Source organism: Bradyrhizobium manausense, assembly GCF_018129685.1.
Classification (GTDB): Bacteria; Pseudomonadota; Alphaproteobacteria; order Rhizobiales; family Xanthobacteraceae; genus Bradyrhizobium; species Bradyrhizobium manausense_D.
This window is the reverse complement of record NZ_JAFCLG010000009.1, coordinates 65,347-84,282: the sequence shown is the minus strand read 5'-3', so window position 1 is coordinate 84,282 and position 18,936 is coordinate 65,347. Positions and strand designations below refer to the sequence as shown.

Annotated in this window: 19 protein-coding genes, 1 pseudogene and 1 riboswitch; of the genes and pseudogenes, 15 read left to right on the top strand and 5 right to left on the bottom strand. The window is 64.1% G+C overall.

Annotation, left to right across the window (positions count from 1 at the left end):
• The first annotated feature begins 49 nt into the window (after nucleotides 1–49).
• The 8 genes from JQ621_RS21695 to JQ621_RS21660 all read left to right on the top strand — a co-directional run bounded on the left by JQ621_RS21695 (nucleotide 50) and on the right by JQ621_RS21660 (nucleotide 9,568).
• Entirely contained in the window at nucleotides 50–1,711 is a 1,662-nt protein-coding gene (locus JQ621_RS21695; protein WP_212236713.1) for a bifunctional metallophosphatase/5'-nucleotidase, read from the top strand.
• Nucleotides 1,712–1,845: 134 nt separating this feature from the next.
• Nucleotides 1,846–2,775, top strand: coding sequence for a histone deacetylase family protein (locus tag JQ621_RS21690; RefSeq protein WP_212236712.1), 930 nt, complete (start codon nucleotides 1,846–1,848; stop codon nucleotides 2,773–2,775).
• Nucleotides 2,776–2,848: 73 nt separating this feature from the next.
• Entirely contained in the window at nucleotides 2,849–3,100 is a 252-nt protein-coding gene (locus JQ621_RS21685; protein ID WP_212236711.1) for an exodeoxyribonuclease VII small subunit, read from the top strand.
• A 609-nt stretch (nucleotides 3,101–3,709) separates the two neighbouring features.
• Nucleotides 3,710–5,638 (top strand): 1-deoxy-D-xylulose-5-phosphate synthase, encoded by a 1,929-nt coding sequence (gene dxs / locus JQ621_RS21680; protein ID WP_212236710.1) that lies wholly within the window; start codon nucleotides 3,710–3,712, stop codon nucleotides 5,636–5,638.
• 186 nt (nucleotides 5,639–5,824) lie between these two features.
• Nucleotides 5,825–6,379 (top strand): nucleoside 2-deoxyribosyltransferase, encoded by a 555-nt coding sequence (locus tag JQ621_RS21675; protein WP_212236709.1) that lies wholly within the window; start codon nucleotides 5,825–5,827, stop codon nucleotides 6,377–6,379.
• A gap of 26 nt (nucleotides 6,380–6,405) precedes the next feature.
• Nucleotides 6,406–7,140, top strand: coding sequence for a TlyA family RNA methyltransferase (locus JQ621_RS21670; protein WP_212236708.1), 735 nt, complete (start codon nucleotides 6,406–6,408; stop codon nucleotides 7,138–7,140).
• Nucleotides 7,133–8,377, top strand: coding sequence for a class I SAM-dependent RNA methyltransferase (locus JQ621_RS21665; protein ID WP_212236707.1), 1,245 nt, complete (start codon nucleotides 7,133–7,135; stop codon nucleotides 8,375–8,377). Before JQ621_RS21670 ends, JQ621_RS21665 begins: the two co-directional genes overlap by 8 nt.
• 111 nt (nucleotides 8,378–8,488) lie before the next feature.
• The gene (locus JQ621_RS21660) at nucleotides 8,489–9,568 is read left to right on the top strand and encodes an Acg family FMN-binding oxidoreductase (protein WP_212236706.1); all 1,080 of its coding nucleotides are present in this window, start codon (nucleotides 8,489–8,491) and stop codon (nucleotides 9,566–9,568) included.
• Here JQ621_RS21660 and JQ621_RS21655 read toward each other — a convergent pair.
• Complete coding sequence (locus tag JQ621_RS21655; RefSeq protein ID WP_212236705.1) at nucleotides 9,565–10,152, bottom strand: porin family protein; 588 nt, start codon at nucleotides 10,150–10,152, stop codon at nucleotides 9,565–9,567. The two genes, JQ621_RS21660 and JQ621_RS21655, sit on opposite strands and share 4 nt — an antisense overlap.
• Before the next feature lie 105 nt (nucleotides 10,153–10,257).
• Here JQ621_RS21655 and JQ621_RS36030 point away from each other — a divergent pair.
• Nucleotides 10,258–10,362, top strand: a pseudogene (locus JQ621_RS36030) (SAM-dependent methyltransferase); the annotation flags it as partial.
• Nucleotides 10,363–10,421: 59 nt separating this feature from the next.
• A complete protein-coding gene (locus JQ621_RS21650; RefSeq protein WP_249125449.1) occupies nucleotides 10,422–11,246 on the top strand; it encodes a nucleotidyltransferase domain-containing protein in 825 nt (274 codons plus the stop codon).
• A 10-nt stretch (nucleotides 11,247–11,256) separates the two neighbouring features.
• Here JQ621_RS21650 and JQ621_RS21645 read toward each other — a convergent pair whose 3' ends face one another.
• Together JQ621_RS21645 and JQ621_RS21640 are read right to left on the bottom strand one after the other, a co-directional pair.
• Nucleotides 11,257–11,889, bottom strand: a complete 633-nt coding sequence (locus JQ621_RS21645; protein ID WP_212236703.1) for a hypothetical protein — start codon at nucleotides 11,887–11,889, stop codon at nucleotides 11,257–11,259.
• Between the two features lie 162 nt (nucleotides 11,890–12,051).
• Entirely contained in the window at nucleotides 12,052–12,930 is an 879-nt protein-coding gene (locus JQ621_RS21640; RefSeq protein WP_212236702.1) for a DUF1194 domain-containing protein, read from the bottom strand.
• A 265-nt stretch (nucleotides 12,931–13,195) separates the two neighbouring features.
• A riboswitch (Fluoride riboswitch) is annotated at nucleotides 13,196–13,274 on the top strand.
• A 120-nt stretch (nucleotides 13,275–13,394) separates the two neighbouring features.
• Between JQ621_RS21640 and JQ621_RS21635 the strand changes: the two genes are divergently transcribed.
• The 3 genes from JQ621_RS21635 (at nucleotide 13,395) to clpS (ending at nucleotide 15,468) form a co-directional block, all read left to right on the top strand.
• Nucleotides 13,395–14,603, top strand: coding sequence for an MFS transporter (locus tag JQ621_RS21635; RefSeq protein ID WP_212236701.1), 1,209 nt, complete (start codon nucleotides 13,395–13,397; stop codon nucleotides 14,601–14,603).
• A gap of 31 nt (nucleotides 14,604–14,634) precedes the next feature.
• Nucleotides 14,635–15,018 carry a fluoride efflux transporter CrcB gene (gene crcB / locus JQ621_RS21630; protein WP_212236858.1) on the top strand — a complete coding sequence of 128 codons (384 nt, stop codon included), beginning with the start codon at nucleotides 14,635–14,637 and terminating at the stop codon, nucleotides 15,016–15,018.
• Between the two features lie 144 nt (nucleotides 15,019–15,162).
• On the top strand, nucleotides 15,163–15,468 hold the full coding sequence (gene clpS / locus JQ621_RS21625) for an ATP-dependent Clp protease adapter ClpS (protein WP_212236700.1): 306 nt from the start codon (nucleotides 15,163–15,165) through the stop codon (nucleotides 15,466–15,468).
• Between the two features lie 12 nt (nucleotides 15,469–15,480).
• Here the strand turns inward: clpS and JQ621_RS21620 are convergent, their stop codons facing one another.
• A complete protein-coding gene (locus tag JQ621_RS21620; protein ID WP_409334239.1) occupies nucleotides 15,481–15,768 on the bottom strand; it encodes a GNAT family N-acetyltransferase in 288 nt (95 codons plus the stop codon).
• 253 nt (nucleotides 15,769–16,021) lie between these two features.
• Between JQ621_RS21620 and JQ621_RS21615 the strand changes: the two genes are divergently transcribed.
• Both JQ621_RS21615 and JQ621_RS21610 read left to right on the top strand, forming a co-directional pair.
• Nucleotides 16,022–16,267, top strand: a complete 246-nt coding sequence (locus JQ621_RS21615) for a hypothetical protein (protein WP_212236698.1) — start codon at nucleotides 16,022–16,024, stop codon at nucleotides 16,265–16,267.
• Nucleotides 16,268–16,329: 62 nt separating this feature from the next.
• Nucleotides 16,330–17,502, top strand: coding sequence for a sensor histidine kinase (locus JQ621_RS21610; RefSeq protein WP_212236857.1), 1,173 nt, complete (start codon nucleotides 16,330–16,332; stop codon nucleotides 17,500–17,502).
• 51 nt (nucleotides 17,503–17,553) lie between these two features.
• Here JQ621_RS21610 and JQ621_RS21605 read toward each other — a convergent pair whose 3' ends face one another.
• Nucleotides 17,554–18,744: an adenylate/guanylate cyclase domain-containing protein gene (locus JQ621_RS21605; protein WP_212236697.1), complete on the bottom strand. Its 1,191-nt coding sequence runs from the start codon at nucleotides 18,742–18,744 to the stop codon at nucleotides 17,554–17,556.
• Nucleotides 18,745–18,936 lie beyond the last annotated feature (192 nt).

Genomic DNA, 18,936 nt, shown 5'->3' with positions numbered 1-18,936 from the left:
CAACAAAAGGTTTCGTGAAAACGTTGTGCGGAACGCTTAGTCTGGCTCCATGCGATACGCCCTTAAAAAACTCACCCTGGCCGCGCTCGCGCTCTGCGCCTTCCCCGCTTTCGCCCAGCCTGCGGCACCTGTCGAGCTGCGCATTCTCGCGATCAACGATTTCCACGGCAATCTTCGTCCGCCGCCGGGCGGCATCCGCATCAATGACCCCGAAGACAAGACCAAGAAGGTGATGGTGAACGCCGGCGGTGCCGAGTACATGGCGACGCTGGTGAAGCAGCTGAGCGCCGGGCACAAGAACACCATCTTTGTCGCCGCCGGCGATCTGATCGGGGCGAGCCCGTTTCTGTCGGCGATGTTTCATGACGAGCCCTCGGTCGAGTCGCTCTCGATGATGGGGCTCGCGATCACCTCGGTCGGCAATCACGAATTCGACGAGGGCAAGACCGAACTGCTCCGGATGCAGAACGGCGGCTGCCATCCCGAGGACGGATGCCAGGGTCCTCACCCCTTCGCCGGCGCCAAATTCCACTATCTCGCCGCGTCCACCGTCGAGACCGCGACCGGCAAGAGCGTGTTGCCGCCCTACGAGATCCGCGAGTTCGAGGGCATCCCTGTCGCCTTCATCGGGCTGACCTTGAAGGAGACATCAGGCATTGTCTCGCCGAAGGGCATTGCGGGACTGGAATTTCGCGACGAGGCCGAGACGGTGAATGCGCTGGTGCCGCAACTCAAAACGCGCGGCGTCGAGGCGATCGTGGTGCTGATTCACCAGGGCGGAGAGCCCGCGGGCGACTACAACGAGTGCCCGGCCATTACCGGGCCCATCGTCGACATCGTGAAGAAATTCGATCGCGCCGTCGACGTCGTGGTCAGCGGCCACACGCATCGTGCCTATGTCTGCGACATCGATGGACGGCTCGTCACCAGCGGCGACAAATACGGCACGCTGGTCACCGCGATCGACCTCAAGCTCGATCCCGCAACCCGCGACATCGTCGGAGCAAAAGCCGAGAACGTCATCGTCGCCAGCGCTTCGCTGGCGAAGGAACCCGAACAGACCGCGCTGATCGACGCCTATGACAAGCTCTCCGCACCGATCGCCAACCGGCCGGCCGGATCGGTCACGCAGATATTGTCGCGTGTCCCCAATGACGCCGGCGAAAGCGCGCTCGGCGATGTCATCGCGGACGCACAGCTTGCCGCAACCAGCGATGCCAAGGATGGCAGCGCTGTCATCGCGCTCACCAATCCCGGCGGCATCCGCACCGACATCATCCCGCAGGCGAACGGCGCGGTCACCTATGGCGAAATCTTCGCGAGCCAGCCGTTTCGCAACCGCCTCGTCACCATGACGCTGTCAGGCAGCCAGCTCAAGGACATGCTGGAGCAGCAATGGCTCGATCCGAAACGGCCGCGGATCCTGCAAGTTTCAAACGGGTTCAGCTACAGCTGGGATGCATCGAAGCCGTTCGGCGAACGCGTGATGGCCGACAGGATGACGCTGCACGGCAGGCCGATCGAGCCGGCCACCGGCTATCGCGTCACGGTCAACGACTACCTCGCCGCCGGCGGCGATGGCTTTAGCGTCGCCAAGCAGGGCGCCTGGCCGCAATATGGCGGTTACGACGCCGATGCGCTGTTTGCTTTCTTCAAGGGGCACGGCCCGATCGGCCCGCAGCCGCCCACCCGCATCCTGCGCTTGAATTGATCTGGATCAAAAGGGCCGGAAAACGGCAGCTATTTGCCATTCCCGGGAGAACGCCTAGATTGTGTTTTGCATTGCGTTTTGGCGCCGGATGCGCCAAGCGACGTCGAGAGTTCGTTCCCTGCGAGGCCGACCTGATGAGCACGCTTCTCCTTTCCCACAAGGCCTGCCTCGACCACGTCACGCCGCCCGGACACCCTGAGCGGGCGGACCGCCTGCGTGCGGTGGAAGAAGCGCTGTCGGCTGAGCGCTTCCAGTTTTTGGCGCGCGACCTGGCGCCGGAGGGCGATCTTGACCTCGTCACGCTCTGCCACAACGAGCATTACGTCACCGAGCTCCGCCACATCGCGCCGACCAGCGGCCAGGTCTATCTCGACGGCGACACCTCGATGTCCCCCGGCACATGGGAAGCGGTGATGCGCGGCGTCGGCGGCGCGGTCGCGGCGACCGAAGCGGTGATGAACGGCGAGCATCGCAACGCCTTCGTCGCGGTGCGCCCGCCTGGCCATCACGCCGAGATCGGCAAGCCGATGGGCTTCTGCTTCTTCGACAATGTCGCGATTGCCGCCCGCCACGCGCAGCGCAAATACGGCATCAAGCGTGCGGCCATCATCGATTTCGACGTCCATCACGGCAACGGCACGCAGGACATCTTCTGGTCGGATCCGACCGTGATGTACTGCTCGACACACCAAATGCCGCTGTTTCCGGGCACCGGCGCCAAGGGCGAGCGCGGCGATCACGACACCATCGTCAATGCGCCGCTCGCCTCCGAAGACGGCGGCCCCGAATTCCGAGCCGCGTTCGAGAATCTGATTCTGCCGCGCCTGACGGAATTCAGCCCCGAGCTGCTCATCATCTCCGCAGGCTTTGACGCGCATTTCCGCGATCCGCTGGCCTCCTTGAATTTGCGCGCGGAGGATTATGCCTGGGTGACGCGCAAACTGATGGATCTCGCCGACAAGTCCGCCGGTGGCCGCGTTGTTTCCGTGCTCGAAGGCGGCTACGACCTGCAAGGATTGAAAGAATCTGTTACGGCGCATGTCGGCGCCTTGATGGGTGCTTGATGCACTCGCCACATTAAGCCCGCAAAACTCTGCTGTTTTACGCAGGAAGCGAATCGGGCAATCGGAAACGGATATGGCCGAAAATACCCAAGTCGACGTCTCCAGGCTCACCTTCGAGCGCGCGATCGAGGAACTCGAAACGATCGTGAAGCGGCTCGAGGACGGCAAGGTGCCGCTCGAGGAATCCGTGACGATCTACGAGCGCGGCGAAGCCCTGAAGCGCCGTTGCGAGGAGCTTTTGCGCCAGGCCGAGGCGCGCGTCGACAAGATCACGACCGATGCCGGCGGCAAGGCCACTGGCACGGCGCCGCTCGACGTGCAGTAAGGGCAGGCGCAGTCCCCGTCCGACGCATCGTCCGCCTGCCGTTTTTCGGGATCGCACGCCTCCGTCCTGGTCTGCTCCTTGGTCCGCGTCTTGGTCAATGCAGTGCCTGGGTGCGGGAACCAGGCTGACGGATGAGAAGGCTGGCAGCGTTTTCCCCCGCGATTCCCGCCGAAAACGCTGTCCATTCCCAAAGAATCCCGCCAAGGAACCGGGCAGGATGGAACTTCCCCGCCGGGGCCGCGATTAACCAAATTGGCCCGCCGGTTGCACCTGCATACCCTTAGTTGGGTAGGGCGGGTTGGCTTTGCCCCAAGCTTTGGTGTAAAGCTGCATGCAGTGTGGCTTTTTGTTAGCCTTGACGTGGGGACCCATTTTCAACGTCAAGCACTTCAAATCGCTAATGAAATTGGCTGGGACGGACGAAGCCGATCTAAGTGACTGGGGTCACAGAGACTGAACCGGAGCGCGCTTAAGCTCACCTAAGCTTGAAGACGGGGCTTTGCCCCATGCAGGTGGCTCCGACGGTTTGAGGACTCGCGCTGCGCCGATATTGTGCAAACCCATCGCGCACCGGAATGACCTTCCGGCGCTGACAAATTGGAAATCGCTGTGAACGCATACAGTAAAACGCCGCTTCTCGACACCATCCGGACGCCGGAAGACCTGCGCAAGCTCAAGGTCGAGCAGGTTCGCCAGGTCGCCGACGAGCTGCGTCAGGAGACCATCGATGCCGTCTCGGTGACCGGCGGTCACTTCGGCGCGGGTCTCGGTGTGGTCGAGCTCACCACCGCGATCCACTACGTCTTCGACACGCCGCGTGACCGGCTGATCTGGGACGTCGGCCATCAGGCCTACCCGCACAAGATCCTCACCGGGCGCCGCGACCGCATCCGCACGCTGCGCACCGGCGGTGGCCTGTCCGGCTTCACCAAGCGCAGCGAGAGCGATTACGATCCGTTCGGCGCCGCGCATTCCTCGACCTCGATCTCCGCAGGCCTCGGCATGGCCGTCGCCCGCGACCTCGCCGGCGGCAAGAACAACGTTATCGCAGTGATCGGTGACGGTGCGATGTCGGCGGGCATGGCCTATGAGGCCATGAACAATGCCGGCGCCATGAACTCGCGGCTGATCGTCATCCTCAACGACAACGACATGTCGATCGCGCCGCCGGTGGGCGCCATGAGCGCGTACCTGTCGCGGCTCTACTCCGGCAAGACCTACCGCACGCTGCGCGAGGCTGCCAAGCAGATCAACAAGCGCCTGCCCAAGATCCTCGCCAACCGCGCCAACCGCGTCGAGGAATATTCGCGCGGCTTCATGATGGACGGCGGTACGCTGTTCGAGGAGCTCGGCTTCTATTACGTCGGCCCGATCGACGGCCATAACCTCGACCATCTGCTGCCCGTGCTGAAGAACGTGCGCGACATGGAGACCGGCCCGATCCTGGTCCACGTCGTGACGCAGAAGGGCAAGGGCTACGGCCCGGCGGAAGCCTCCGCCGACAAGTATCACGCCGTCGTCAAGTTCGACGTCGCCACCGGCACGCAGGCGAAGGCCAAGCCGAACGCGCCGGCCTACCAGAACGTGTTCGGCCAGAGCCTCGTCAAGGAAGCGCAGAAGGACGACAAGATCGTCGCCATCACCGCGGCGATGCCGTCGGGCACCGGCGTCGACATCTTCAACAAGGCGTTCCCCGAACGCACCTTCGACGTCGGTATCGCCGAGCAGCACGCGGTGACCTTTGCCGCCGGTCTTGCGACCGAAGGTTACAAGCCGTTCTGCGCGATCTACTCGACCTTCCTGCAGCGCGGCTACGACCAGATCGTCCACGACGTCGCGATCCAGAACCTGCCGGTCCGCTTCGCCATCGACCGCGCCGGTCTCGTCGGCGCCGACGGCGCGACGCATGCCGGCTCGTTCGACAACGCCTATCTTGGCTGCCTGCCGAACATGGTGATCATGGCGGCGGCAGATGAAGCCGAGCTGGTGCACATGGTGGCGACCCAGGTCGCGATCAACGATCGTCCGAGCTCGCTGCGCTATCCGCGCGGCGAAGGCCGCGGCATCGAGATGCCCGATGTCGGCGTTCCCCTCGAAATCGGCAAGGGCCGCATGATCCGCCAGGGCAACAAGATCGCCCTGCTCTCCTTCGGCACGCGGCTTGCCGAATGCGAGAAGGCCGCCGACGAGCTCGCCGCCCATGGCCTCTCCACCTCGATCGCCGATGCGCGCTTCATGAAGCCGCTCGACACCGAGCTGGTGCTGAAGCTTGCCCGCGACCACGACGTGCTGATTACGGTGGAAGAGGGCTCGATCGGCGGCTTCGGCTCGCATGTGTCGCAGTTCCTGAGCGAACAGGGCGTGCTCGACACCGGCATGGTCAAGTTCCGCGCGATGGTGCTGCCCGACGTGTTCCAGGATCACGATACGCCGGCGGCGATGTACGCGCGCGCCGGCCTCGACGCCAAGGGCATCGTCGCCAAGGTGTTCGAAGCGCTTGGCAAGGACGTCAAGACCGAGACGGTCAAGCTGGCTTGATGCTGGCTCTTAACCTCTCCCGCTTGCGGGAGAGGTCGACGCGAAGCGTCGGGTGAGGGTTTTCTCCTCTCGGGGGTTCTCGCCTGAGGAGACACCCCCTCCCCAACCCTCCCCCGCAAGCGGGAGAGGGAGCAGGGCACGCGCTGCGGCTCGCACCTCGATCCAAACTTTTCCGGCTTTGCTCCCATGAAAATCTATCTGGCAGGTCCCGATGTGTTCCTGCCGGATGCGGTCGAGATCGGTCGGCATAAGGCCGCGATCTGCGCGGCTCACGGGCTCACAGGCCTCTATCCCCTCGACAACACGGTCGACCTCACCCTGCCCGACGCCTCGCGGCAGATTTTCTGCGGCAACGAGGCCATGATGGACGAGGCCGATGCCATCATCGCCAATCTCACCCCGTTCCGCGGCGCAGGCGCCGATCCCGGCACCGTCTATGAGCTCGGCTACATGGCCGGCCGGGGCAAGTTTTGCCTGGCCTATTCCAACGATCCCGCCACCTATGCCGACCGCCTCGGTCGCCTCACCGGCGTGACCTCGGACGACGGCCGGCTGGTCGATGCGCAGGGGCTGACCGTCGAGGATTTTGGCCTCGTCGACAACCTCATGATGATCCACGCGCTGGAGCTGCACGGCTGCCCGCTGGTGACGCCGGCAAAGCAACCGATCGACGTCTGGCACGATCTGGCTGCGTTCGAGACTTGCGTCCGGATGGCAGCCGCGCGATTGATCGCGTCATAGACGTTCCAGTCGCCTTCGGAGATCCGATGTCCCCTGCCCGCAAACGCGCCGATGTTCTGCTGGTCGAACGCGGCCTGTTCGAGAGCCGGGCGCGGGCGCGCGCGGCGATCGAGGCCGGGCTCGTCACAGCCGATGACAAGCAGGTCGCAAAGCCGTCGGAGACGATCGCCGAGGACGCGGTGATCCAGGCCGAGCCGGCACACCCTTACGTCTCGCGCGGCGGCGTCAAGCTCGCCGGCGCGCTGGAGCGATATCAGATCGAGATCGAGGACCATGTCTGCCTCGACGTCGGCGCCTCCACCGGCGGCTTCACCGAGGTGCTGCTGGCGAACGGCGCGAGCCTCGTGTTCGCCATCGATGTCGGCACCAGCCAGTTGCATGCTTCGCTGCGCGGTCATCCGAAAATCGTGTCGATGGAGGAGACCGACATCCGCAGCTATGAGGGCAGGCGTCTGCCGGCGCGGCCCGATGTCGTCGTCATCGACGTCAGCTTCATCTCGCTGAAGGCGGTGCTGCCTGTCGCGCTGTCGCTCGCAGCGGCGCCGATGAGCCTGCTGGCACTGATCAAGCCGCAATTCGAGGCCGACAGGAAGCACAACAAGAAGGGCATCATCCGCGATGCCGCCGTGCATCGGGAAATCTGCGACGACATCGTCGCCTTCGCGGCTTCCCTCGGCTGTACCGACATCGCGGTGTTTCCGTCCTCGATTGCGGGCGGCGACGGCAATATCGAATTCTTCCTGGGCGCGCGCCGTGGTTGAGCGCATCACGATCGATCATGTCGGCCATCGCGGCGACGGCGTCTCGCTGACGGCAGGCGATGCGGTCTACGTGCCCTACACGCTCGGCGGCGAGACCGTCGAGGTCGACCATGTCGCCGGTCATCCCGACCGCCGCAAGCTGCTGGCGGTCGATGTCGCAAGTCCCGAGCGCATCGCGCCGTTCTGCCCGCATTTCGGCATCTGCGGCGGCTGCGCGATCCAGCACTGGGCGACCGAGCCGTATCATGCGTGGAAGCGCAACATCGTGGTCGAAACGCTGGCGCAAGCCGGCATCGACTGCCAGGTGGCGCCTGTTGTCGACGCCCACGGCGCGGGCCGGCGGCGCATCACGCTGCACGGACGGTTCGGCACGCATGACGTGCTCAAGGTCGGGTTCTCCGCCGCAAGCTCGCACGACGTGATTCCGATTGATCGCTGCCCAATTTTGGATCCTGCGCTTAATGGCGCGCTCGATGCCGCCTGGGCGCTCGCCGAGCCGCTGACGTCAAGGATGCCCGTGACGAAACCGCTCGACATCCAGATCACCGCGACGGCCAACGGCCTCGATGTCGACGTCCGCGGCTCCGGCCCGCTGCCGACGCCGCTGGTCACGGCGCTGTCGCGCGTTGCCGAGCAGCACCGCTTGGCGCGGCTGACGCGGCACGGCGAACTGGTTCTGCAACGTCTGCCGCCGACGGTGAGGATGGGCCGCGCTGACGTGACGTTGCCGCCGGGCTCGTTCCTGCAAGCAACCGTCGCGGGCGAAGAGACGCTTGCCGCACTCGTCGCCAAAGGCGTCGGCAAGGCCAAGGAGGTTCTCGACCTCTTCTGCGGCGTCGGCCCATTCGCACTCAGGCTCGCGGAGAAGGCGCGGGTCACCGCCCATGACAATGATGCCGGTGCGGTCGCGGCGCTGGCGAAGGCCGCACGCACGCCGGGGCTGAAGCCGATCAGGTGCGAGCCGCGCGACCTGTTCCGCCGCCCCTTGGTGCCACCGGAGCTGCGCGACTTCGATGCCGTCGTGTTCGATCCGCCGCGCCAGGGCGCACAGGCGCAGGCGCTGAAGCTCGCGGCAAGCAAGGTGCCCGTGGTGATCGCCGTCTCCTGCAACGTCGCGACGTTCGCCCGTGACGCGCGGCTGCTCATCGATGGTGGTTACAAAATCGACGCGGTTGTGCCCGTCGACCAATTTCGCCACACGCCGCATGTCGAGATCGTCGCACGGTTTGCGCGGTAGGCGGCGAACGTCGGATCAAGCCGGCGCGGTCGAACTTTGATACTGCTCAATCGCCCCGTTCTGCGCTGGCGCTAAAAGCGTCGACGAGGATGGAAGGCGGAGCGGACGCTTGTGGTTGATCGACGACAGTTCATCGGGGCCGCACTCGGGCTTTCTGCCGCCACCGCCGCCGGCCTCCCGGCCGGTGCAGCCGGCATGACCTATGACGAGGCCGTCAAGACGTCACGCGCCCCGCTGGCGGCCGCGCCGCGAGACCGCGAGCTCGTGCGTTTTGCGACGCTTGCAGCCAACAGCCACAACACGCAGCCCTGGATTTTCGCCGCCCACGGCAACGAGATCACGATTGCGCCCGACTTCAAGCGCCGCTGTCCGGCCGTCGACCCCGACGATCATCATCTCTTCGTCAGTCTCGGATGCGCCGCCGAAAACCTCAGCCTCGCGGCATCGGCGCTGGGCTGGCGCGTCAACTCCGTGTTCGACGGCGCCCGGATCGTGATCGCACTCGAGGAAGCCCCGCCGGCAGCCTCAGTGCTGGCCGGCGCCATTCCGGTCCGGCAATGCACGCGCGCGGTGTTCGACGGCAGGCCGGCCACGCCCGAAATCCTGCATCAGCTCGAGAACGCCTGCCGCGAACCTGGTGTCGCCGCGATCCTGATGACCGAACGTAGCGCGATCAAGACGGTGACCGACTATGTGCTCGAAGGCAATTCGGCGCAAATGCGCGACCAGGCCTTCATGCGCGAGCTCGTGAGCTGGATGCGCTTCAATGAGACCGATGCGCTCGCAACGATGGACGGACTGTTTTCGCGTGCCTCGGGAAATCCCTCCCTGCCCGCATGGCTCGCCCGGCCGCTGCTGAGGTTCTTCTTCACTGAAGACGGGGAAAACAAGAAATATCGCGACGAACTCGACAGCTCTGCGGGCGTCGTCGTGCTCGCAGCCGATCGCAGCGACACCTCGCACTGGATCGCGGTCGGCCGCGCCTGCCAGCGCTTCGGTTTGCAGGCGACCGCGCTGGGCCTCAAATATTCCTTCGTCAATCAACCCGTCGAGGTTGCGGCACTGCGGCCGCAATTCGCGACATCACTCGGTCTGGGCGATCGGCGAGCCGACATCGTGATGCGCTTCGGATTCGGCCCGGGTTTGCCGAGATCGCTGCGGCGTCCCCCGGAGCTGGTGATGCAGCCCTAACGCCGAAGCATACCCAGCGCAGGCGACTCGCCCGGCAGCATGTCCGACTTGATATCGCTGTCCATGCGGCCGGAGTCCCGCTGGGTGAACCCGGCGCTGAACGACAGGCTGAGGTTGGAGGTCGGCTTGAATTCGATGCCACCAAACGCACCGTAACCCGGTCCGGCGGCGGAGGTCAGCGGCGCGACCGAGCTGCCGATGCCGTTGCCGTATTTCAGCGTATCGAAGCCGGCAAAGAACGTCACGGGCGAGCCGCCCGCGGTCTTCATGTTGTAGCCGAACCGCGTACTGTCGTAGCTGAGCGCGCTGAAATTGCCTGACGATCCCGCCTGGCTGAAACCGCTCAAGCCCAGATTGCCGTGCTGGCTTCCGACAAAGAAGCCGGGACGCAAATCGTAGCCGTTGGCATCGCCCGCATTGAAGCTCGGAAAGTTGCGGTAACTGTCGCCGCTGCCGCCGTAACTGAAAGCGTTACCGGGAATCCAGTACTGCAGGGGCGCGACCTGCGCATGGGCAGGCGCTCCAGCGAGGCAGAGCACTGCGAGGAAAGCTGCAAGACAGCAGGAACGAGCAAGGCCGGGCATTTCAGGTAACCGTCAGGATAGTGTCCAATTATACGCCCGGCATCTTGCAAATACCAGCGACGGGATGCCGCCGATGAGTTCCAGACCAGCCCTTCCCGACGCTTTGAAGACAATCTCAACCCGGTCGGGCGCGTCTATTGCGCGGCGTCGACGATGGTCTGCACGCCGGCCTCGCTCGATCGGGAGGTCGGCCTCGCGCTCGGCGCGCGCAAGCCGACGAGCACGGACGCCGCAGCCTTGCCTCGCAGCCGGTGATGCCGCAGGATCGCTTGCTCACGCGTTTGACATCGGCCTTTGCCGGAGTACCGGGCGTCGCTGCCATCGTGCTTGGCGGCTCGCGTGCCCGCGGCAACGCGCATGCGACATCCGACTACGATATCGGCCTCTACTTCACCGCGGCCGCTCCGCTGGATACGGAACGTCTATTGGTGGCCGCGAAGGCCGTCGCCGACGATCCGGCGGCCACTTCAGTGACGCCGATCGGCGAATGGGGGCCGTGGATCGTCGGCGGCGCGTGGCTGTCGGTCGAAGGACACAAGGTCGATCTGCTGTACCGCGATGCCGGCGCCGTCGAGGCCGTGATGACATCGTGCCGTGCCGGCGAGATCACCATGGACTACCAGCCCGGCCACCCGCACGGCTTCTGCTCGGCGATCTGGATGGGCGAGATTGCCTATTGCCAGCCGCTGCACGATCCTCCGGGCCTGATCGCAGGTTTGAAATCGATCGCGCTGCCCTATCCGCCAGCTCTGGGCGACGCCTTGATCCGGCGCTTTCAGTGGGAGATCCGGTTTGGCATCGAGAATGCCGAGCTCGGCATCTCGCGCGGCGGGCAGACCCATATTGCCGGATGCATCTACCGATCACTCGCTTGCACAGCGCAGGTCCTGTTCGCGCTGAACGAGCGCTATCTCATCAACGAGAAGGGCGCGCTGCTGGAGGCTGCGCTTTTGCCGCGAACGATTCCGCATCTGAGCAAACAAGCAAGGACGGTGTGTCGGCTGATCGGGGACGACGCCCTCGCGTCTGCCTGCGATGCCATGCGGCAGATCGATCTCCAATTGCGAGAGCTGACGCAGTCCAGCGGACGGTAGCGGCGAGCCATCACGCCGTCCGGTCGACCGAGGATGACGAATCGGCCGGCGGATATTTCGTCACCGGCACGGTGAAAGACTTGGAGCCGACCTGGAAGATGACCTTGCCGTTCTGCCCGTCGTCGGTCGAGATCTGCGTCTGGCCGAACATCACGACATTCTTGTAGACGAGGCCGGTGCCTTGCTGGGTCACGCCGTTGACGGTGGTGGAGACCAGCGCTTCCTTGCCGTTGACGGACAGCACGCGAAAGCTCGCGCTCTTGCCGTTTTCACTGGAATAGCCGCCCCAGCTGCCAATCAGCCGGTTGTCGTCGGCGGGCGGCGCCTGCTTGCTCAGATACGCGCTCGCCTTGCCACCGCCGGCGGAGAACAGCAGTACGGCATCCTTGCCGTTCTTGGTTCCGATCGACACCGAGCCGAATGAGATGGTTGCGCCGTTGACCTGGCCGATGCCGCGCTCGGTGTGTCCGTTGTGGGTGTATTCGACCTGGGCGCGGGCGCCTCTGATGTTCACGACCTTGAAGCCGACGTCCTGGTTGTTGCCCGCCCACTTGCCCTTCCACTCACCGATCAGACTGCTCTGGTGATAGATTCGCTCATTGGCAGGCGAGATCTGGCTGGTGCTCGACGTGACGATGGACATGGCTCTGCTCGATGAACGAGATGGAAAAGCCCCGTTGTTTTCGAGCGCCACAGGGCATCAGAAACATCTGGAAACAGTCGGATAGGGCCACGCTATGGTTAACCAATGGTTAATTTCGACCTTCCGATGCGGTGAAGCATATGGCCTCGTCGAGACGCGCCGTCAGCGGCCCCAGCGATCCGACCAGATCTTCTCGCCGATCAGGCAGCTCACGCGCGGCTCCTTGCCCTTGTCCGCAACGCGCACCACGGGACGCTCGGGCGTGCGGCCGGCCACCTCCATCAGCAGCTTGGTGCGAATCGCCTCCTTGAACTTGTCGCGATCCTTGATCGGGATCACGAAGGAGCCGGGACCGCCGATGACGCAATCCTCGTAATAGAAATCGAGATTATCGATATCCATCGTCGAATAGGACGGCTCCTTCACCATGATCGGCAGGCCGTTGATGACGATGCCCTTCTCCAGCGCGAGATCGCGCGCCACGGTGACAGGGCCGCCATTGTTGTTGGGCCCGTCGCCGGAGATATCGATCACGCGACGAATTCCGTGATAAGGATCCTCGTCGAACAACGGCATCGCAAATCCGATCGCGCCTGAGATCGAGGTGCGCGAGGCGCGCCGGATCGGCGTCTTCAGGATCTCGGCTGCGACCGCATCCGCGGTCTCCGGCCCGTCGATCAGGCGCCAGGGGATGATGATCTTCTGGTCGCTCGATGCCGCCCATTCGAAATATGTCACCGCGATCCTGCCGTTGGGGCCGGCCTTCAGCGCCTGCAGGAAATCCTTGGACTGGATCGCCTGCGCGTAGCCCTCGCGCTGGATCGCGAGCTCGTCCATGTCCATGGAGTAGGAGACGTCGACCGCGAGGATCAGCTCGACATCGACCGACTGCGCATCGCCGTCGGCTGCCAGGCGCTGCTGTCGTTGTGGTTCGAATTTCGGCGGTTCAAATTTGGGACTTGGTGCCGCGATGCCCGCGACGTCCCCCCCGGCAAGCACGCCGGCCACCAGCACAGCCCCGATCGAGAACAGCATGCGCATCGCAGTCTCCCGTCGTATGACGCGATGGTGACATGCAAACGCCTTGCCGCAAAGCGCGAAGATCGCTTATGCTTCACATTCAGGTTAGAGATTTGCAGGTTAGAGATTTGCAGGTCAGAGATTTGCAGGTCAGCACGCTGGGATCTTGCGGGCGCGCAAAGCTGCCGCGCTGTCGCCACGCTCGCGCCTGACTGGGAACGCATCGCTGCGATCTGGGGACCGCCCCGCGCCCACTTGTCGGGCGCATTTTCCATGCTAGGCTGACCGCACAGATGGGGATGGAGCCCCCCGACAACCGCCCGGCGGTCGCCTGATCGTCGTGGGCTGATGGCGCCTGCTTGAGGTGAGGCAATCAGCCTCTGCCTTCGGCGGGAGCATGGACAAACCCGCCGTTGGCGGGTTTTTTGTTGGGCGGGTTTTTTGTTGGGCGGGTTTGTTGTTGCCTGCAACGAAGGTCAGGACGCGTGACGATAACCACCCCGAATGCTGCGCACGCCAAGCTGCCCAGGGGAATCTGGGTGCTCGGCTTCGTCTCGATGCTGATGGACATCTCCTCCGAGATGATTCACGCGCTGCTGCCGGTCTATCTCGTCACCGTGCTCGGCGCTTCCACGCTCACCGTCGGCTTCATCGAGGGCATCGCGGAGGCGACCGCTTCGATCACGAAGATCTTCTCCGGTGCGTTGTCCGACTGGCTCGGCCGGCGCAAGCTGCTCGCCGCGCTCGGCTATGGCCTTGCCGCCCTGACCAAGCCGCTGTTCCCGCTCGCCCCCAGTGTCGGCTGGCTGGTGGCTGCCCGCTTCATCGACCGTGTCGGCAAGGGCATTCGCGGCGCCCCCCGCGATGCGCTGATCGCGGATATCTCGCCAGCGGGCCTGCGCGGCGCGAGCTTCGGCCTTCGGCAGTCGCTCGACACGATCGGCGCCTTCGTCGGCCCGCTCGTCGCAATCGGCCTGATGTGGTGGACATCAGATCATTTTGTCGCCGTGTTCTGGGTTGCGGTGGTGCCGGCATTCCTGTCCTTCGGGCTGATCGCATTCGCGGTGAAGGAGCCGGAGCCGGATGCGAGCCGGGAGCCCGCGAAGAACCCGCTCAACGCCGCCGCGATGCGGCAGCTCGGACCGGTCTACTGGCGGGTCGTCGCGATCGGCATCGTGTTCACGCTGGCGCGTTTCAGCGAGGCCTTCCTGATCCTGCGCGCCCAGAACATCGGCCTCAATGCCATGTGGGCGCCGGCGGTGCTGGTGCTGATGAACATCGCTTATGCGCTCTCGGCCTATCCAGCCGGCGTGCTGTCGGACCGGATCAACCGGACCGCCCTGCTCGCGCTCGGCCTCGTCGTTCTCGCCGGCGCCGACCTCGTGCTGGCGCTGTTGCCTAACCTCCCCGGCCTCGCGATCGGCGTCGTGCTGTGGGGCCTGCATATGGGGCTGACGCAAGGCTTGCTCTCGGCGCTCGTCGCCGATACGGCACCGCCGGACTTGCGCGGGACTGCGTTCGGCTATTTCAACCTGTTCACCGGCCTTGCGCTGCTGGCCGCAAGCATCATCGCGGGCGCATTGTGGGACGCCTATGGTCCGGTCGGCACGTTCCTTGCCGGGCTCGGCTTCGCACTGGCCGCGCTGGCGGGACTGCTTGCCGTCGGCGATGGCCTGGCAATGGAGAAAAAGTGATCGTGCATGTCGTAAACTGGGGAACGATACGTTGAACATTCAATTCATTCTGGCGGTCGCGGCTGGTGGGGCTTTGGGCGCGGTCATCCGTTATCTCGTCGCAATCGGCGCGGGCCGGGCATTCGGCATCGATTTTCCCTGGGGCACGCTGATCATCAATGTCACGGGCTCGTTTCTGATCGGCGTCTTCGCCGCATTGTTCGCGACCCGATGGAACCTGCCTCAGGCCGTCCGGATCTTTCTGACGGTCGGGATCTGCGGCGGATACACGACCTTCTCGACCTTCTCGCTGGATGCCTGGTATCTGATCGAGCGCGGCCAGACATGGGCCTCGGCAACCTATATGATTGCGTCGGTCGTCCTGTCCGTCGGCGCGCTCATCGCCGCGATGCATCTCGTCCGGGCGCTTCCTTGACGCATCCCTGCCTGTCCGCGACGGCATGATTCGAACCGCTCCGGCCGTCTTGGAGACGTTGCGGGTCCCGCAATATAATGAAACGGTTGCCCGGCCGGATGGCCGAGCAGCTGAAAGCTCGGAACCGGGGTATTTCAGGACACGATGGCCGACACCGTCACCAAGCCGAAAACCAGGACCAAGACCAAGGTCGAGCGGCCGAAGCTGCACAAGGTCATCCTGGTCAACGACGACTTTACGCCGCGTGAGTTCGTCACGATGGTGCTCAAGGCCGAATTCCGGATGACCGAAGATCAGGCCTACAAGGTCATGATCACCGCGCACAAGCTGGGCGCCTGCGTCGTCGCGGTGTTCACCAAGGACGTCGCCGAAACCAAGGCCACCCGCGCCACCGACGCCGGCCGCGCCAAGGGCTATCCGCTGCTGTTCACGACGGAGCCGGAAGAATAGGCGGCCTTCCGCCTAACCGTTGAGGCGCGCCATGATGATTTCGTCGTGATAGATTCCGTCGAGGAGGATCGCACCCCTCTTGGTGCCCTCCTCGACGAACCCGACTTTCCTGTAGAGAGCCGCCGCGGCGGTGTTGGTCGCGAACACGCCGAGTTCGATGCGCCGGAAGCCGAACGCATCGGCAGCTTGAACCGCCTGCCGCAGCAACCGCTCGCCAAAACCTTTGCCGCGGAAATCAGGAACGAGCCCCATGAAGAGATCGCCGACATGCGCTGAGACCGCGCGGCTCGCCGGCGGCACATTAGGTGACCCAGTTGCGCTGCGGAATTTGGTATCTATTGGCCGTCAAGCGGCCCATGGTGAGCCATCACCGGCGTATCACGGCCTCCATCAGTGCGGGCCATTTTACGTCAGGGAGACCGGGCGAGGGGCTGCATTCGACGAATACGGCTTCAAATATAAGTTGAAAACAATGAACAATATATTGTTTTGCTTGTTGTAACAACGTTCCCCGAACGCAGCGGGAGCCGCCAACAGCCAAAGCAGCCCCCAAATGATGAAATCTCTCGCCCCGTTCGCGATATTCGCGCTCCTCGGCGTATCCGTAATCGTGTTGCCCGGTTTTGCTCCGGAATTGAGGGCGCAAGACGCAGTCACCTCGGCAAAAGCAGATCGACTGGTGATCGCTGTCCGGAATTGCTCCGACCAGGTCTGGCCCAACTTCGAAGCCTCCTGCCTGCGCAACGGCGACTCCAATGTCCCGGTGCAAGAAGCTCGTCTGGTGACGGCGCGTCGCTAGACCAACAATCGCAAAGCGCAGGCCGATCTTGTCGGCTGATGCGGGAAAGTATCGTGGCTGAGATGTCAATAACTCCAACACCGTTGCCGAACGTTCTCGTCGTCGAAGACGAGATGATATTGCGCATGCGCGCCGTCGACATCGTCGAGGACGCCGGCTTTCATTCGGTGGAAGCCGTCAACGCCGACGAAGCGATCTCCATTCTCGAGTCGCGGTCGGACATATCGCTGCTGTTCAGCGATATCCAGATGCCCGGCAGCATGGACGGGCTGAAGCTGGCTCACGCGGTGCACGACCGCTGGCCCTCGATCAAGATCATACTGGTTTCCGGTCAGGTGAAGCCCTCCGAGGCTGATACGCCCGCGGACAGCCGCTTCTTTCGCAAGCCGCTTGGCGTCGAGGAACTGACCGCCCAGTTGCAGACAATGATCGGCGCGGGCGCGTTACAGATCGTTCCGGACACCAGCGCAGTTTCCGCCGAGGACATCCTTCAGGCGCCCCGTTCGCCACAAGAAGCCATCCTGGCGGCGGAGAACGAGAATCTTCGACTTCTGCTGGAGCAAGCCGGTACCGACGCCAAGGTGTTGCTTGCTCAAGCAGGCATTGAAGCTCAACAACGCGATGCGGCCGACAAGCTCCAGAAACTCATCCTCGGGGAATTGCATCATCGCATCAAGAATACCCTTGCGACCGTCAGCGCGATTGCATCGCAGAGCTTCCGCGGCGCCATCAATCTGGAGCATGGGCAGAAGGCGATGGAAGGCCGGTTGCTGGCCTTGGGACGGGCCCACGATCTGCTGATGCAAGTCAGCTGGGCAAATGCCAGCCTCACTCATACACTCAGCGGCGCAACCGATCCCTACGATGTTCAAGGGGGCAGACGCTTCCATTTCAATGGGCCGGACGTCAGGATCACCTCCGGTGCCGTCATTGCGCTCGCGATGACGTTCAACGAATTGTGCACCAACACCACCAAATTCGGCGCGCTGTCCGATGCCTCCGGCCATGTCGACATCGCCTGGACGGTCGACGACATCGGGCAGCGGCTGCGCCTGACGTGGAGCGAGAGCGGCGGTCCCCCGGTGGCGCCGCCAACGCGTCGAAGCTTCGGCACGAGGATGATCGAGTCGCTCGGTCACCAACTGAGTGGCCAGGTGCACCTCGCCTACGAGCCGACGGGATTTGCCTATCGATTGGACGTCCCGCTTAAGTCGGTCATGGCGGCAGCCGTCTAGCGACTGGATCTTGCCGACCGAGCGAATGCGGTGGACCTACGATGCCGTACCCTAAGCCATCACCACCGGCGTCTCCTCGGCCAGCCCGTAGACGCGCTGCGCCCTGGAAAATCCCGCGATCGGAAAATCGCCGAGATCGCGCCAGTCGTGATGGCAGATTTTTGCGAAGACCTCCGAGGCGACGACGGTCCGTCCCAGCCGCCCTGCGATCTTCTCCATCCGCGCCGCGAGATTCACGGCGGGGCCGATGCAGGTGAAGTCGAGCCGGTTGCCACCGCCGATATTGCCGTAGAGGATGTTGCCGACATGCAGCGCGACGCCGAAACGAAAGCGCTCGACGACATCGCCGACCGGATGCGCGAGTGCATCGACGCTGGCGCGGGCTTCGCGCGCAGCTTCCAGCGTACGAGCACAGACGTGAGCGGCATCGCCGACATACTCGTCGATCGGAAACACTGCGAGCAGGCCGTCGCCCATGAATTTCAGGACCTCACCGCCCTGGGCGCGGATCGCGGCGACCTGGCAATCGAAATAGCGGTTGAGGATCTCGACCACCGTCTCGGCCGGCAGCCGGTCCGAGAGCGCGGTGAAGCCGCGCAGGTCCGACAGCCAGATCGCGGCCTGCATCGTGTCGTTGTGGCCGCGGCGAATCTGGCCGCCGAGAATGCGTTCGCCGGCGCGGTTGCCGACATAGGTGTCGAGCAGGGTCGCGGCGGTGCGGCGCAGGGTGACGATCTCGCTGACGCGCGCGAGCGGCGCCACGATGGAGCGGATGGTCGCGATGTCGTCGTCGCTGAAACCGCCGGGATGCCTGGTGGTCCAGCTGATGGCGTGGACCGAGCCGTCGAGAAAGCGCATCGGCGTCGCGATGTAGTCGGTGGCGCCCTCGGCGCGCATGTCTTCCAGGAACGGAAAGCGCCTGGTGTCGACCTCGTTGACGCGTCCCCTGACCTCCAGCCCTTCCTCGAACACGATCCGAAGCGGGCTCCGGGCGAATTCGGGCGTGGCGAGAACCTCGAAATCGACAGTGCCGATCTCGACCTCCTCGCCCTGCCGCCAGACGAAGTTGCGGCCGAAGATCTCGGGATGCAGCGTGCGGATGAAGACGCCGAACCGCCACAGCGGCAGGCCGGCTGCGACCAGTTGCTCGCAGGCGTCCGAGATCATCTCGGCCGTCCCGCGCGACGACCGGGCGCCGTCGATCAGCCAATTGACGATGCGCTGGAGCTCGGAGCTTTCCATGCCGCATTTGCCGACGAAGTTGTGAAGCCGTCAAGCTGCGCGGTGAGCTGGTACCGTGACAAGCACGATGTGTTCACCTCTCCCCGTCGGGGAGAGGTCGGATTGCTTTGGCGCGCAATTGCGCGCCTGAGCAATCCGGGTGAGGGGCCGCAGCGCACCGTGAGACTGTAACCCCTCACCCGGATCGCATCT

What these genes read in the sequence shown, in the direction of transcription:
- JQ621_RS21695 (WP_212236713.1), top strand. Translation starts at nt 50, where the DNA reads ATGCGATACGCCCTTAAAAAACTCACCCTGGCCGCGCTCGCGCTCTGC.
- JQ621_RS21690 (WP_212236712.1), top strand. Translation starts at nt 1,846, where the DNA reads ATGAGCACGCTTCTCCTTTCCCACAAGGCCTGCCTCGACCACGTCACG.
- JQ621_RS21685 (WP_212236711.1), top strand. Translation starts at nt 2,849, where the DNA reads ATGGCCGAAAATACCCAAGTCGACGTCTCCAGGCTCACCTTCGAGCGC.
- JQ621_RS21675 (WP_212236709.1), top strand. Translation starts at nt 5,825, where the DNA reads ATGAAAATCTATCTGGCAGGTCCCGATGTGTTCCTGCCGGATGCGGTC.
- JQ621_RS21670 (WP_212236708.1), top strand. Translation starts at nt 6,406, where the DNA reads ATGTCCCCTGCCCGCAAACGCGCCGATGTTCTGCTGGTCGAACGCGGC.
- JQ621_RS21655 (WP_212236705.1), bottom strand. Translation starts at nt 10,152, where the DNA reads ATGCCCGGCCTTGCTCGTTCCTGCTGTCTTGCAGCTTTCCTCGCAGTG.
- JQ621_RS21645 (WP_212236703.1), bottom strand. Translation starts at nt 11,889, where the DNA reads ATGTCCATCGTCACGTCGAGCACCAGCCAGATCTCGCCTGCCAATGAG.
- JQ621_RS21640 (WP_212236702.1), bottom strand. Translation starts at nt 12,930, where the DNA reads ATGCGCATGCTGTTCTCGATCGGGGCTGTGCTGGTGGCCGGCGTGCTT.
- clpS (WP_212236700.1), top strand. Translation starts at nt 15,163, where the DNA reads ATGGCCGACACCGTCACCAAGCCGAAAACCAGGACCAAGACCAAGGTC.
- JQ621_RS21615 (WP_212236698.1), top strand. Translation starts at nt 16,022, where the DNA reads ATGATGAAATCTCTCGCCCCGTTCGCGATATTCGCGCTCCTCGGCGTA.
- JQ621_RS21610 (WP_212236857.1), top strand. Translation starts at nt 16,330, where the DNA reads ATGTCAATAACTCCAACACCGTTGCCGAACGTTCTCGTCGTCGAAGAC.
- JQ621_RS21605 (WP_212236697.1), bottom strand. Translation starts at nt 18,744, where the DNA reads ATGGAAAGCTCCGAGCTCCAGCGCATCGTCAATTGGCTGATCGACGGC.